Origin of the sequence: Methylorubrum salsuginis, from assembly GCF_900114375.1 — a bacterium.
In the GTDB taxonomy this organism is placed as follows: Bacteria; Pseudomonadota; Alphaproteobacteria; order Rhizobiales; family Beijerinckiaceae; genus Methylobacterium; species Methylobacterium salsuginis.
The window spans coordinates 167,751-180,950 of sequence record NZ_FOSV01000006.1 but is presented as its reverse complement, the minus strand read 5'-3'; the positions used below and the strand labels follow the sequence as shown (position 1 = coordinate 180,950).

Sequence of the window (13,200 nt, the reverse complement as noted above, 5' to 3'; positions counted from 1 at the left end):
CTCCGCTTCGCGCGTTGGACCCCGCGTGAACAGCGTTGGTCGCTACCGGGCACGGCGGAACCCGTCTAAGATGGGAAGCGGCGTGGCCGGCTCAAGAGGAGCGGCCGTGCTTGGAGCCCGCCCGATTCGGGGGGCTGTTGAAGGAGGTGCACATGGCTGGCGCACTGCCCGTGCTCGCCAACGAGGGAGGCCTTTCGCGCTACCTCGACGAGATCCGCAAGTTCCCGATGCTGGAGCCTGCGGAGGAATTCACCCTGGCCAAGAGCTGGCGCGACGGCGGCGACCGTGACGCGGCGCACCGCCTCGTCACCTCGCACCTGCGGCTGGTCGCCAAGATCGCCATGGGCTACCGCGGCTACGGGCTGCCGATCAGCGAGGTCGTGTCCGAGGGCAATGTCGGCCTGATGCAGGCGGTCAAGCGCTTCGATCCGGACAAGGGCTTTCGCCTCGCCACCTACGCGATGTGGTGGATCAAGGCGGCGATCCAGGAATACATCCTGCGCTCGTGGTCGCTCGTGAAGATGGGCACCACCGCCAACCAGAAGAAGCTGTTCTTCAATCTGCGCAAGGCCAAGGGCCGCATCTCGGCGCTAGACGAGGGCGACCTGCGCCCCGAGCAGGTGAAGTCGATCGCCACCTCGCTCGGCGTGCCGGAGCAGGACGTGGTCGACATGAACCGTCGCCTGTCCGGCGACACCTCGCTCAACGCGCCTTTGCGCGAGGAGGGCGAGGGCGAGTGGCAGGACTGGCTGGTGGACAACAGCCCGAGCCAGGAGACGGTGCTGGCCCGCGAGGAGGAGGGACGCAACCGCCTCTCGGCGCTTCGCGACGCGCTCGGCGTCCTGAACCCGCGCGAGCGGCGCATCTTCGAGGCGCGGCGGCTCGCCGACGATCCGATCACGCTGGAGGATCTGTCCGGCGAGTTCGGCGTCTCCCGCGAGCGCGTGCGCCAGATCGAGGTGCGCGCCTTCGAGAAGGTGCAGGAGGCGGTCAAGCGCAACCTCGCCACCCGCGAACTGCCGCGAGCCGAAGCCCGCGCCTAGCGCAATGCGCTAGGTCCCTGTGCCGCATCGGCTTTGTCCGGAAGCCGGTTCCCACCTTTCGGGCCGATGCTCAAAGTCCCGGGTTTCGAAAGGACGAGTCCTTTCGCGGGTCCAGGGCAGAGCCCTGGTTTGAAGGGAAACCGGGGCTCTGCCCCGGTGCCCCGCCAAAGGGACGATCCCTTTGGAGTCTCGGGATTCAATCCTTCCAGGCGTCGAAGGCGGCCTGCATGGCGCGGGCACCGGAATTGCCCTTCTCGAAGGTCAGGATCGCCCGCGTGCCCGACGCGTAGGAGATCGGCAGGTCGAACCAGTTGCGGTGCAGCAGCAGCTCGGTGTTGCGATCCACGTCGCTCTTCAGCGACGACAGGCCGATCAGGAACAGGTTTTCCCGCACCCGCACCGGCAGGCCCGAGACGGGGGCGCCGCGGGCGGCTTCCTCCTCCTTGGGCTGGAGCAGCCCGACATTCTGCACCGCGCGCTTGGCGCCCGAGCCGTAATTGGTGAAGGCCAGCTCGATCGTGTGCGAGGCCGGCAGCGTCGCGTCTCGGTTGCGGCGGATCGTCATCGCCAGCGTCAGCCCGGCCTCCGGATACTCGATCGTCGCGCGCAGCACCGTCTGCAGCGGCTCACCCTGCTCGCCGCTCACGGTGTCGAGCCGCCAGACCGCATGGCCGACCGAGGAGGCGGGCTGGGCGCGCGGATCGGACGGGTTCTCCTCGTAGAGAACGGCGCGCTGCGAGACCGCCACCTCGGGCTGGGCCGGGCTCGCGCCGGGTGCGGCGGGCTTCGGTTTCGGCTCGGCCTCGCCGCCGACCCGGTCGGCGAACTTGGCGTCCGGCGTCTCGGCCGGGGTATCACCTTGCGTGTCGGCGATGGTGCGCTGGAGGTCGGCGGGCCGGTCGCGCAGGAAGAACGCCGCGACCGCGATCAGGGCGATCACGCTCGCCAGCACCCCGCCGACGAACAGGTTGCGCAGCAGGCGCGAGCGCCCGGCGGGCCGGGCCACCACGTCGATGCGCGGACGCTGGCGCCCGTTCGCGCCCTCCGTCGCGCCCACGTCCTCGTTCTCGGCCGAAGGTGCGGTCGGGATGAAGCCGGCGGCCGCCTCGGGACGCGCTTCGGCGCGCTCCTCCGGCTTCGGCCGGCGGGGCGGTGGCACGAAGGGCTGCGCGTCCACCGGCGGGCCGGGTTCGGGCAGGAGGTCGGCGGGCAGGTCGGCCGGCGGCAGCGGCTCGGGCGCCGGTTTTTTCGCGCCGGGCTTGGGCTCCGCGGCGGGCTTCGGCTTCGCTTCTGCGGGCGCCACGGGTTTGGGTTCCGCGGGCTCGGCCTCAGTCCTCTTGGGCGGCGCGGCCTCCGGAGGCGGGGGAGGGGGGCTCTCCGGTGCCGGCTTGGGTTCGGGTTTCGGTTCGACGGTCGCCGTCGGCGTCTCGGTCCTGGCCGGGGGCTTGGGCTCGACGGGCGGCGCCGCCGGCGTTTCCGCTGGGGCTGCGGGTCCAGGGCCGTAGCCGGCCTCCAGCCGCTCGATCGCCGCGTCCAGCGCCTTGCGCTCCAGCTCGATGTCGGCGTCCGGCACCGGCGGGTCGAGGGTGCGCAACTGCCCGATCAGCGCGCTGCGGGCGCGGTCGTAGACGGCCTTGCGCAGGGCCGGCGTCCGGTCGGGCAGGGCATCGAGCGCCCGCGCCAGCAACGGATAATAGTCGGCCATCGTGCCCCGATCCGCCTGTCCTGTCCGCCTGCCTCGAGCCGTATCCGATCCATCAGATCGGATACGGCTCTAAAGCATCGTCCCGGATATCGGATCCGGGACGATGCTCTCCGTTATCGTGCCGCATCGGCTTTTTTCCGAAGGCCGGTCCCCACCTTTCGGGCCGATGCTCTAGGTTCTTGTTCTGGCGCGCATTCTTTCGACGAACCGGCCTCCCCTTCGTCGGCACGCGCTCTGTTCGCTCAATCTTCGAAGGGGTTGTGCATCAGGATCGTGTCGTCGCGCTCCGGCGAGGTCGAGAGCAGGGCGACCGGGGCCCCGATCAGTTCCTCGATCCGGCGCACGTACTTGATCGCCTGGGCCGGCAGGTCGGCCCAGGAGCGCGCGCCCGCGGTGGTGCCGGACCAGCCCGGAATCGTCTCGTAGACCGGAACCGCGCGCTGCTGCTGCCCCTGGCTCGCGGGCAGGTGGTCGAGGCGCTTGCCGTCGATCTCGTAGGCGGTGCAGACCTTGATCTCGTCGAAGCCGTCGAGCACGTCGAGCTTGGTCAGCGCGATGCCGTCTATCCCCGAGGTCTGCACCGTCTGGCGCACGAGGCAGGCGTCGAACCAGCCGCAGCGGCGCTTGCGCCCGGTCACGGTGCCGAATTCGTGGCCGCGCTCGCCGATGCGCTGGCCGATCTCGTCGTGGAGTTCGGTCGGGAACGGACCCTCGCCGACGCGGGTGGTGTAGGCCTTGGCGATGCCGAGCACGTAGCCGATCGCCCGCGGGCCGAGCCCCGAGCCGGTCGCGGCCTGACCCGCCACGGTGTTGGACGAGGTGACGAACGGGTAGGTGCCGTGATCGACGTCGAGCAGCGCGCCCTGCGCGCCCTCGAACAGGATGCGGCTGCCCTTGCGGCGGGCCTCGTCGAGCAGATGCCACACCGTGTCCTGGAACGGCAGCACCCGGTCGGCGATGCCCGTCAACTCGTCGAGGATGGTCTGTTCGGCGATCTCGTCGAGGCCGAAGCCGCGGCGCAGCGCGTTGTGGTGGGCGAGCAGCCGCTCGATCTTCGGCGGCAGGGTCTCGGGCTCGGCCAGGTCCATCAGGCGGATCGCGCGGCGTCCGACCTTGTCCTCGTAGGCCGGGCCGATGCCGCGCTTGGTCGTGCCGATCTTGGTGCCGGGAGCCCCGTCCTCGCGCAGGGCGTCGAGCTCGCGGTGGAGCGAGAGGATCAGGGTGGCGTTGTCGGCGACGCGGAGATTGTCGCGGGAGATGCTGACGCCCTGGCCGGCGAGCCGGTCGATCTCGGAGGCGAGCGCGTAAGGGTCGAGCACCACGCCGTTGCCGATGACGCCGAGCGTGCCCTCGCGGACGACGCCGGAGGGCAGCAGCGACAGCTTGTAGACGGCGTTGCCGACCACCAGCGTGTGGCCCGCATTGTGGCCGCCCTGGAAGCGCACCACGATGTCGGCCTGCTCGGAGAGCCAGTCGACGATCTTGCCCTTGCCCTCGTCGCCCCACTGGGCGCCTACGACGACGACGTTCGCCATGCGATCAGACCTGTCTCGCGTTCGCCGACGTCCGCCCCGGTTTGCGCCGGGACAATGCGCCGGCCACCTCGGTTTCGTGCATCGGCTTCTTTTCGAAAGCCGGCAACCACCGTCCGGGCCGTTCCGAGCGCGGGCGCCAAGCGGTTGCGCACGCGCAAAAACCCCGGCGTGAGCCGGGGATCGAGCATGCGAGGCCTCTTCGGCGATCTGAGCAGGCCCGTCAAGGCAAGCGGCCGGCCCTGATTGGGGACCGGCCATGTGCGACGGGGCGGGGCGCCCTTACGGCGCCCTCACTTGGCGTCGCCCGGCGGCTTGATGACCGGGGTCGAGTTCGGGGTCGGATCGGGGGCGATGGTCTTGATCTCAGGGTCGATGCCCGAGGGCGGCTTGATCACGCCGTCCGACTTCTCGAGCTTGTCGCTCAAGGTCGTACCGGTGCTGTCGCCCTCGGGACGCACCTTCTCCGGCACCCGGTCGTTGGGGCCGGGCAGCTTCGGGTCGCTGTCCTGGCCGCGCTGGGGCACGGACGGGTCCTGCGCGAAGGCCACCGTGCCGGCGGAGGCCGTCAGCAGGGCGGCGGCCACGAACATCGTCTTTCCGAAAGTCATCGTATCCTCGGTCGGTCCTTCACGAACCAACGAGGGCCCCCCGCGACGCGTTCCTCTCACTTTCCAGTTGCGCTTCCCCCGACCGGGGGTCGGGAGAAGCGCGTCCGGCGGACGACCGCCGCCGCGCCGTCGCGCGGGCAGACCGCACTGCGCCGAGCGCATCGCGGTCCGGTCTTGTCCTCTTTCAGTGCCGACCCTCGGCGAAGGCGAAGTAGAGCTCGCGCAGGCGCCGCGCCACCGGGCCGGGCTTGCCGTCGCCCAGCGTGCGGCCGTCGATCTCGACCACCGGCATCACGAAGGCCGAGGCGGAGGTGTAGAACGCCTCCGCGGCTTCCGGCAGTTCGTCGGCCGCGATGATCCGCTCCTCGAACGTGATCCCGGTCTCCTCGGCCAGTGCCAGCACGGCGGCCCGGGTGATGCCCGGCAGCAGCGCGTGCGAGAGCGGGCGCGTCACCAGCGCGCCCGCCTTCGTCACGATGAAGACGGAGGAGGACGAGCCCTCCGTCACCACCCCGTCCTCGATCATGAAGGCCTCGGCCGCCCCGGCCTCCGCCGCCTGCTGCTTGGCGAGAACTTGAGCCAGCAACGCCACCGATTTGATGTCGCGCCGCTTCCAGCGCAGGTCCGGCACGGTGATCGCCTTGGCCCCGGTCTCGGCCAGCGGGTTGGCGACGATGCTTTTGGCTTGGCCGAACATCATCACGGTCGGCGCGACCTCGTCCTTGGGGAAGGAGAAGTCGCGTTCGGCCACGCCCCGCGTCACCTGGATGTAGACGAGGCCCTCTTTCAGCCCGTTGCGCTCGGCCAGCTCCGTCTCCAGCCGCTCCCATTCCTCAGCGGTGTGCGGGTTGCGGATGCCGATCTCCGACAGCGAGCGGTCGAGCCGGGCCAAGTGGGCGGCGTTGTCCACGAGGCGGCCGTGCAGCACCGCCGCGACCTCGTAGATCCCGTCGGCGAACAGGAAGCCGCGGTCCATCACCGGCACGCGGGCCTCGTCGAGGGGGAGGAAGTCACCGTTGAGGTAGGCGATGCGGGTCATCGGAGGTCTCGGGTGGTCCGTCTTCGCGTGGAGAAGCAGGTTCCGTGCTGGACGGCTCCGCTCAGGCCGCCCCGAACACCCGCGAGAAGATCGTATCGACGTGCTTGAAGTGGTACCCGAGGTCGAAGCATTCCTCGATCTGCTCAGGCTTCAAGACGGCGGTCACTTCCGCGTCGGCCTTGAGAAGTGACAAAAAATCGCCCTCGCCGCGCCAGACCGGCATCGCGTTGCGCTGGACCAGCCGGTAGGAATCCTCCCGCGAGACGCCGCCCTGGGTCAGCGCCAGCAGCACCCGCTGCGAGTGGACGAGGCCGCCGAGCTTGTCCAAGTTCTTCTGCATGTTGGCCGGGTAGATCAGCAGCTTGTCGATCACGCCCGTCATCCGCGCGAGCGCGAAATCGAGGGTGACGGTGGCGTCGGGGCCGATCATCCGCTCGACCGAGGAGTGCGAGATGTCCCGCTCGTGCCAGAGCGCGACGTTCTCCAGGGCCGGGGTCACGTAGCCGCGTACCATGCGGGCGAGGCCGGTGATGTTCTCGGTCAGCACCGGGTTGCGCTTGTGCGGCATGGCCGAGGAGCCCTTCTGCCCCTCGGAGAAGAATTCTTCCGCTTCCAGCACCTCGGTCCGCTGGAGATGGCGCACCTCGATGGCGAGCCGCTCCATCGACGAGGCGATCACGCCGAGGACGGCGAAGAACATGGCGTGGCGGTCGCGCGGGATCACCTGGGTCGAGACCGGCTCAGGCTGAAGGCCCATCTGCTCGGCGACGTATTCCTCCACCCGCGGGTCGATGTTGGCGAAGGTGCCGACGGCGCCGGAGATCGCGCAGGTCGCGACCTCTTTCCGCGCCGCGATCAGCCGCTCCTTCGCGCGCGAAAACTCCGCGTAGGCCTGGGCGAGCTTGAGGCCGAAGGTGACCGGCTCGGCGTGGATGCCGTGCGAGCGGCCGATGGTCGGGGTCAGCTTATGCTCGAAGGCGCGCCGCTTGAGCGCGGCGAGGAGCGCGTCGAGATCCTTGATCAGGATGTCGGCGGCCTTGGTCAGTTGCACGTTGAGGCAGGTGTCGAGCACGTCCGACGAGGTCATGCCCTGGTGGACGAAGCGCGCCTCCGGCCCGACGATCTCGGACAGATGCGTCAGGAACGCGATGACGTCGTGCTTCGTCACCGCCTCGATTTCATCGATCCGCGCGACGTCGAACACCGCGTCGCGGCCCTTCTCCCACACCTTGTCGGCCGCCTCCTTCGGGACGACGCCGATATTCGCGAGCGCGGTCGTGGCGTGCGCCTCGATCTCGAACCAGATCCGGAACCGGCTCTCCGGCGACCAGATCGCGGCCATCTCGGGACGGGAGTAGCGGGGGATCATTTTGGGGGTTGCCTCGTCAGGACGCGCGATTTGCCACGGCGCCTAGCATGGGGCGGGCGGGAGCGTAAACGCGCGCGCCGGCGCCCCTGACGTGCCTACCGGACATTCACGGGACAAGTCGCCCCCGCCACGCCATATGCGACAGCATCCGCCGTGAACGCCCGCGAGACGCCGATGTCCGACCCAAAACCCGCCCGCGCCTTCATCCCCCTCTCGATCGCCGTGCTGACGGTGTCCGACACGCGCACGCTCGCCGACGACAAGTCCGGCGACACGCTGGCGGCGCGGCTGACGGAAGCCGGGCATCGGCTGGCCGATCGGGACATCGTGCCGGACGAGGTGGGCGCCATCCGGGAGCGGGTCGGCGCCTGGGTGCGCGATCCGGGGATCGACGTGATCCTCACCACCGGCGGCACCGGCTTCACGGGGCGCGACGTGACGCCGGAGGCGCTGGAGCCGCTGTTCGAGAAGCGGATGGACGGGTTCTCCGCCATCTTCCACCGGATCTCTTACGAAAAGATCGGCACCTCGACGCTGCAATCGCGGGCGACCGCGGGGGTCGCGGGGGCGACCTACATCTTCGTGCTGCCGGGCTCGCCCGGGGCCTGCCGCGACGCCTGGGACGGCATCCTGGCGAGCCAGCTCGATTACCGGCACCGGCCCTGCAACTTCGTCGAGATCATGCCGCGGCTCGACGAGCATCTGCGCCGGGGCGCGTCGGCCGCAAGCTGAACGGTCGCCAGGCGGCGCTGCGGCAAATTGTTGTTGCGGTGCAATGACAAAGCCGGAGGCGCCCCGCGGAACCTCGGCCGGAACGAGCTGTTGGTGTCACGGTCAAGAACCACAACGACAAATCGGGAGACGCCCTATGAGATACGCCATCGGTCTCGCTGCCGCGCTCGTCGTCGGCTCCGCCGCCCTGACCACGCCGGTCCTCGCCCAGAGCGGCGGCGGCGCGCAGATGACCGGCTCCAACGCCACCGGCGTGCAGCCCGAGAGCAAGATGAGCGGCAAGATGTCGGGCGGCACCCCGATGAAGTCGAAGAAGATGAAGTCCGGCAAGAAGAGCCGCATGTGACCGGACAAGCGACCGGCACGCAGATGTGACCGGTCGCGGTCCCGCGTCCGGGGCGCCCCAGGGCGCCCTTTTTCGTTGCGGCCCTACTTTCGTTGTGGCCTGGGGCGGCCGCAAGCGCGACTGTTCCAAGCGTGACTGTTTCAAGCTCGATTGCTCGCTGTCCGGCCGCCTCATCCGAGGGGCCGTCGTTCCCTCGGCCCGTCGGAGTTTCTCGCGTGGCGTCCCGTTTCCTGCCGGCCCTCTTCGTCCTGGCGATGTCCGCGTGGCCGGCCACCGCCGCGCCGCGGGTGGATACCAAGGCGCGGGCCTGGGTCGCCGACGTGGTCAACCGCATCGGCGCGGCCGACCGTGCGGCGGCGCCGGGGCGCGGCGGGCCGGTGACCCTGCGGGTGCGGATCGCGGCCAACGGCACGCTCGACGGCGTCGAGATCGAGGAGGGCGCCCCGGCGCTCGGTGAGCGGGCGCGCCGGGCCGCGGAGGCCGCCGGGCCGTTCGCCCCGCCCCCGCGCGATCTGCTGACGCTGGAGGGCTATACCGAGCTCAGTTTCCCGCTGACGCTGCGCTGAGAACCTAGAAAATCAGCCGACGTCGATCCGGCCGTCCAGCCCGATCACGCGGGCCAAACCGCGCACGCGGTTGAGCAGGCGTTCGCCGTTCAGGGCCTCCCAGTCCCGCGGCAGGCGCAAGACCACCTTGCCGTCCTCCACCGTCACCGGCATCCGGGCGAGCGGGCCGGCCATGCCGGCGGAGACCGGGAAGGCGACCCGCAACAGCGCGCCGATCAGCCGGGCCCGGTCGAACAGGCGGGGGCCGGCCAAGCCCCGCAGCATCGGGCTCGCCTTTTCCGGGGCCACGCCCTCGTGGCGGAAATAGCCCGATAGGGCGAGATAGGCCCGGCCCGGATGGTCGATGCCGGTGAAGGCCGCGTTGGCGATGACGTTGAGGCTCTGCTCGCCGCGGTAATCCGGATGGGCCCGCCAGCCGATATCCGAAAGCAGGCAGGCGGCGTGGCGCAGGCGCCGCTCGCCTGCGGTCTCGGGCCCGTCGAGGGTCTCGATGAAGCGGTCGGTCCAGGCGCGCAGCTCCTCGCCGTGGCCGGGGGAGCGGGCGCGCTGCTCGTTCAGTTCCTGGGCCGAGACGATCAGCGGATCCAGCGCCCGCGTCTCGCGGTCGAGCTGCTCGAACAGCAGGCCCTCGCGCACGCCGCTCGCCGAGATCGCGATCTCGCGGGGGCGCCCGGACCGGATGATCTCTTCGAGCACCACCGCGCCGTAGGCGAGCAGCGGGCGGCGCGCCTCGGAGATGGTCTCGACCTCCTGCAGCGTCGCCGCATCGGTCGTCTCGACCATTTCGAGGAAGCTCAGCTCGTCCGAGGGCTCGACGGTGTAGCCGTGCATGACGTGGAGCGGGTAGCCGCGGGCCGCCTGATGCAGCCGGGCCAGGGCCCGCCACGTGCCGCCGACGGCGTAGAAGGTGCGCCCGCGCAGGGTGTCGAGCTGCGGCTCGGCCTTCTTGAGATGCTCGCGGGCGATCTTGCGCGCCTTGCGCGGCGAGTTCTCCGAGAGATCCTGAAGCGCCAGCCCGCCGAGCGGCATGGTCACGCCCTGGCCGACGGTGACGCCGTGGACATCGACGAGTTCGAGCGAACCGCCGCCGAGATCGCCCACCACCCCGTCCGGCGCGTAGAAGCCCGAAACGACGCCGAGCGCCGACAATTCCGCCTCGCGCCGGCCCGACAGGAGCTGGATCTCCTGGCCGAGCGCGGCTTGCGCCGCCTCCAGGAAGGCCGGGCCGTTGGCGGCGTCGCGCGCCGCCGCCGTCGCCAGCACGAAGATGCGGTCGATCCGCATCGTGTCGCACAGGACGCGGAAGCGCTTGAGCGCGGTGAGCGCCCGCTGCACCGAATCCTCGTTGAGGCGGCCCGTCGAGAAGACCGAGCGGCCGAGCCCGCACAGGACCTTCTCGTTGTAGAGCGGCGTCGGCGCCCGCTGCAGCCCGTCATAGGCGACGAGCCGCACCGAGTTCGAGCCGATATCGATGATCGCGATCGGGGCGGTCGTGCGGTTGGTCATGGGGCCCGGCCGTTCGGCGTCGTGGGCGAGCGTGAGGTGCGAACGGTACGGACCCATGCGATCCCCTTGCCAGGGCGCCGCGGGGCGGGCCCGTCATTGGAGACGCGCCGGAGCGGTGACGCCGGCGCGGAGCCTGATGATGAGCGCATCGGCTCTTTTCCGAAAGCCCGGACCCGCCGTGTCAGGCCGAGGCTCAGGACCGATGCGCTCGGCGGCTGAGCGCCCGCGGGCTCGACTTCTTCGACGACTTGCCGCGCCCGGACAGGCTCGGATTCGTCATGAAATACTTGTGCGCGTTGAACGGCTCTTCCCCCTCCGTGGGGCCGATCCGCTCGCAGGCACCCGACGCCAGTACACGCCAGCTCTGGCGGTTGTCGAGAAGGTTGGCCAGCATGATCTGGTCCAGCACCTGCTGATGCACCGTCGGGTTGGTGATCGGCAAGAGCGCCTCGACGCGCCGGTCGAGGTTGCGGCTCATCAGGTCGGCGGACGAGATGTAGACGGTCGCCTTCGGATGCGGCAGCCCGGCGCCGTTGCCGAAGGCGTAGACGCGCCCGTGTTCGAGGAAGCGCCCGACGATCGACTTCACCCGGATCGTCTCCGACAGGCCGGGGATGCCGGGGCGCAGGCAGCAGATGCCGCGCACCACGCAATCGATCTGCACACCCTCCTGGCTGGCATCGTACAGCGCGTCGATGATCTGGCTGTCGACCAGCGAGTTGCACTTGATCCAGATCGCCGCCGGCCGCCCGGCCTTCGCGTGGGCGATCTCCTCCTCGATGTGCTGGAGGAGGCGCGGCTTGAGGGTGAGCGGCGAGACCGCCATGCGCTCCAGCTCGGCCGGCTCGGCATAGCCGGTGACGTAGTTGAAGATGCGCGACACGTCCCGGCCGATCGCCGGGTCGGCGGTGAAGAACGAGAGATCCGTGTAAACGCGGGCGGTGATCGGGTGATAGTTGCCGGTGCCGATATGGCAGTAGGTGACGAGGCGCTCGCCCTCGCGGCGCACCACCATCGACAGCTTGGCGTGGGTCTTCAGCTCGACGAAGCCGAACACCACCTGCGCGCCCGCCTTCTCGAGGTTGCGCGCCCAGCGGATATTGGCCTCCTCGTCGAAGCGGGCCTTCAGCTCCACCAGCGCGGTGACCGATTTGCCGGCCTCGGCGGCTTCCGCCAGCGCGGCGACGATCGGCGAGTTCGAGGAGGTGCGGTAGAGCGTCTGCTTGATCGCCACCACGTTCGGGTCGCGGGCGGCCTGCTGGAGGAACTGCACCACCGAATCGAACGACTCGTAGGGGTGGTGGACGCAGAAATCCTTCTGGCGGATCGCGGCGAACACGTCCCCGCCCGATTCGCGCACGCGCTCGGGGAAGCGCGGGTTGTAGGGCTTGAACTTGAGGTCCGGCCGGTCGATCCCGACGATCTGCGACAGCTCGTTGAGCGCCAGCGTCCCCTCGACGAGGAAGATCGCGTCGGGGGCGATCTCCAGCTCGTCGGCCACGAAGGCGCGCAGCTCCTCGGTCATGCCGGCCTCGACTTCGAGGCGGATCACCACGCCGCGGCGGCGGCGCTTGATCGCCGATTCGAAGTGCAGGACGAGGTCCTCCGCCTCTTCCTCGATCTCGAGATCGGAATCGCGCACGACCCGGAAGGCGCCCTGGGCCTTGAGCGTGTAGCCGGGGAAGAGCCGGGCGGCGAACTTCACGATCACCTGCTCGATGGCGATGAAGCGGGCCGTCGTGTCGCCCTCCCGGTCGGGCAGGCGCACGAAGCGGTCGAGCACCGCCGGCATGCGGATCAGCGCGCGCAGCGTCCGCCCGTCGCGGGGGCGCACCAGCATGAAGGCGATGGTCGAGCCGAGATTCGGGATGAACGGGAACGGATGGGCCGGGTCGATGGCCAGCGGCGTCAGCACCGGGAAGACGTGGGCGAGGAAGTACTCCTCCAGCCACGCCGTGTGCTCGGGCGACAGTTCCGCCGGCTCGGCGAGGTGGATGCCGTTGCCGTTCAGTTCCTCGCGCAGCTGGCGCCAGCGCTCCTGCTGGTCGAGGGCCAGCCGCGACACCTCGGCGCCGATGCGCAGGAGCTGCTCGGCGGGGCTCAGCCCGTCCTGCGAGGGCGTGGTGATGCCGGCGCGGACCTGATCGTGCAGGCCCGCGACCCGCACCATGAAGAACTCGTCGAGGTTGTTGGCCGAGATCGAGAGGAAGCGAAGCTGCTCCAGCAGCGGATGGTTGGGGTTCGAGGCCTCCTCCAACACCCGGCGGTTGAACTGGAGCCAGGACAGCTCCCGGTTCACGAAGCGCTCGGGCGAATGGCGGAGCGCGCGGCCCGCCTCGATCACCGGCTCGCGGGCGGCCTCGGTGGCGGCGGGGTCGGCCCCGGTATCCGGCTCGCTCGGCTTCTCGGCGGCCTTCTCGGCGGCGAGGATGCGGGCGGCACGCGCCGTGCGGGCGCGCGCCGTCTCGCTGCGCACCCCCCGCTCCGTGGCGAGTTTGGTCTCTTCGACCTCCATCGCCTCGGAATCCTGCACCAGAGCGTCCGACTCGGCTTCCGACAACGCGCGGGCTCCTCTCCGTTCCGATCGCGGCCGGCTCCCTAGCATGGGCGGGGCGCGCGTGTTTGACAGTTTGATGACGCCTTGTGCATCGTGCCCGGCGCCCCGTGCATTCCTCAAGCACTATTGCGCGTCGCGCGCCGCTCTGTGGGCGAAAACCGTCATGGCGGCACCGCCCGGAGCGCTTCGATGCA

12 protein-coding genes are annotated in these 13,200 nt (G+C 70.0%); 4 read left to right on the top strand and 8 right to left on the bottom strand.

Translation table 11 applies throughout. From position 1 onward, the window contains the following. Positions 1–152 precede the first annotated feature (152 nt). Positions 153–1,043 (top strand): RNA polymerase sigma factor RpoH, encoded by an 891-nt coding sequence (rpoH, locus tag BM140_RS10075; protein ID WP_091944967.1) that lies wholly within the window; start codon positions 153–155, stop codon positions 1,041–1,043. Positions 1,044–1,239: 196 nt separating this feature from the next. Here rpoH and BM140_RS10070 read toward each other — a convergent pair whose 3' ends face one another. The 6 genes from BM140_RS10070 to purB all read right to left on the bottom strand — a co-directional run bounded on the left by BM140_RS10070 (position 1,240) and on the right by purB (position 7,299). Continuing rightward, positions 1,240–2,748, bottom strand: coding sequence for a histidine kinase (locus BM140_RS10070; RefSeq protein ID WP_091944964.1), 1,509 nt, complete (start codon positions 2,746–2,748; stop codon positions 1,240–1,242). 242 nt (positions 2,749–2,990) lie between these two features. Further along, on the bottom strand, positions 2,991–4,283 hold the full coding sequence (locus BM140_RS10065; protein WP_091944961.1) for an adenylosuccinate synthase: 1,293 nt from the start codon (positions 4,281–4,283) through the stop codon (positions 2,991–2,993). Next, a complete protein-coding gene (locus BM140_RS25370) occupies positions 4,262–4,471 on the bottom strand; it encodes a hypothetical protein (protein ID WP_131803780.1) in 210 nt (69 codons plus the stop codon). The genes BM140_RS10065 and BM140_RS25370 overlap by 22 nt, the downstream gene beginning before the upstream one ends. A 102-nt stretch (positions 4,472–4,573) precedes the next feature. Then, on the bottom strand, positions 4,574–4,891 hold the full coding sequence (locus BM140_RS10060) for a hypothetical protein (RefSeq protein ID WP_091944958.1): 318 nt from the start codon (positions 4,889–4,891) through the stop codon (positions 4,574–4,576). Between the two features lie 184 nt (positions 4,892–5,075). After that, entirely contained in the window at positions 5,076–5,930 is an 855-nt protein-coding gene (locus BM140_RS10055) for a D-amino-acid transaminase (RefSeq protein WP_091944954.1), read from the bottom strand. 61 nt (positions 5,931–5,991) lie between these two features. After that, a complete protein-coding gene (gene purB / locus BM140_RS10050; RefSeq protein WP_091944951.1) occupies positions 5,992–7,299 on the bottom strand; it encodes an adenylosuccinate lyase in 1,308 nt (435 codons plus the stop codon). 174 nt (positions 7,300–7,473) lie between these two features. Between purB and moaB the strand changes: the two genes are divergently transcribed. From moaB to BM140_RS10035, 3 genes are all read left to right on the top strand, one after another. Continuing rightward, positions 7,474–8,031: a molybdenum cofactor biosynthesis protein B gene (gene moaB / locus BM140_RS10045; RefSeq protein WP_091945168.1), complete on the top strand. Its 558-nt coding sequence runs from the start codon at positions 7,474–7,476 to the stop codon at positions 8,029–8,031. A 136-nt stretch (positions 8,032–8,167) separates the two neighbouring features. Beyond that, on the top strand, positions 8,168–8,377 hold the full coding sequence (locus BM140_RS10040; RefSeq protein WP_091944947.1) for a hypothetical protein: 210 nt from the start codon (positions 8,168–8,170) through the stop codon (positions 8,375–8,377). Positions 8,378–8,592: 215 nt separating this feature from the next. After that, positions 8,593–8,943 carry a TonB family protein gene (locus BM140_RS10035; RefSeq protein ID WP_244535374.1) on the top strand — a complete coding sequence of 117 codons (351 nt, stop codon included), beginning with the start codon at positions 8,593–8,595 and terminating at the stop codon, positions 8,941–8,943. A gap of 12 nt (positions 8,944–8,955) precedes the next feature. Here BM140_RS10035 and ppx read toward each other — a convergent pair whose 3' ends face one another. Continuing rightward, on the bottom strand, positions 8,956–10,449 hold the full coding sequence (gene ppx, locus BM140_RS10030) for an exopolyphosphatase (RefSeq protein WP_425287054.1): 1,494 nt from the start codon (positions 10,447–10,449) through the stop codon (positions 8,956–8,958). Positions 10,450–10,642: 193 nt separating this feature from the next. Next, positions 10,643–13,009 carry an RNA degradosome polyphosphate kinase gene (locus BM140_RS10025; protein WP_091944939.1) on the bottom strand — a complete coding sequence of 789 codons (2,367 nt, stop codon included), beginning with the start codon at positions 13,007–13,009 and terminating at the stop codon, positions 10,643–10,645. Positions 13,010–13,200: the final 191 nt, after the last annotated feature.

Coding starts and splice junctions, on each gene's coding strand:
- rpoH (WP_091944967.1), top strand. CDS start 153: ATGGCTGGCGCACTGCCCGTGCTCGCCAACGAGGGAGGCCTTTCGCGC.
- BM140_RS10070 (WP_091944964.1), bottom strand. CDS start 2,748: ATGGCCGACTATTATCCGTTGCTGGCGCGGGCGCTCGATGCCCTGCCC.
- BM140_RS10065 (WP_091944961.1), bottom strand. CDS start 4,283: ATGGCGAACGTCGTCGTCGTAGGCGCCCAGTGGGGCGACGAGGGCAAG.
- BM140_RS25370 (WP_131803780.1), bottom strand. CDS start 4,471: ATGCTCGATCCCCGGCTCACGCCGGGGTTTTTGCGCGTGCGCAACCGC.
- BM140_RS10060 (WP_091944958.1), bottom strand. CDS start 4,891: ATGACTTTCGGAAAGACGATGTTCGTGGCCGCCGCCCTGCTGACGGCC.
- BM140_RS10055 (WP_091944954.1), bottom strand. CDS start 5,930: ATGACCCGCATCGCCTACCTCAACGGTGACTTCCTCCCCCTCGACGAG.
- purB (WP_091944951.1), bottom strand. CDS start 7,299: ATGATCCCCCGCTACTCCCGTCCCGAGATGGCCGCGATCTGGTCGCCG.
- moaB (WP_091945168.1), top strand. CDS start 7,474: ATGTCCGACCCAAAACCCGCCCGCGCCTTCATCCCCCTCTCGATCGCC.
- BM140_RS10040 (WP_091944947.1), top strand. CDS start 8,168: ATGAGATACGCCATCGGTCTCGCTGCCGCGCTCGTCGTCGGCTCCGCC.
- ppx (WP_425287054.1), bottom strand. CDS start 10,449: ATGACCAACCGCACGACCGCCCCGATCGCGATCATCGATATCGGCTCG.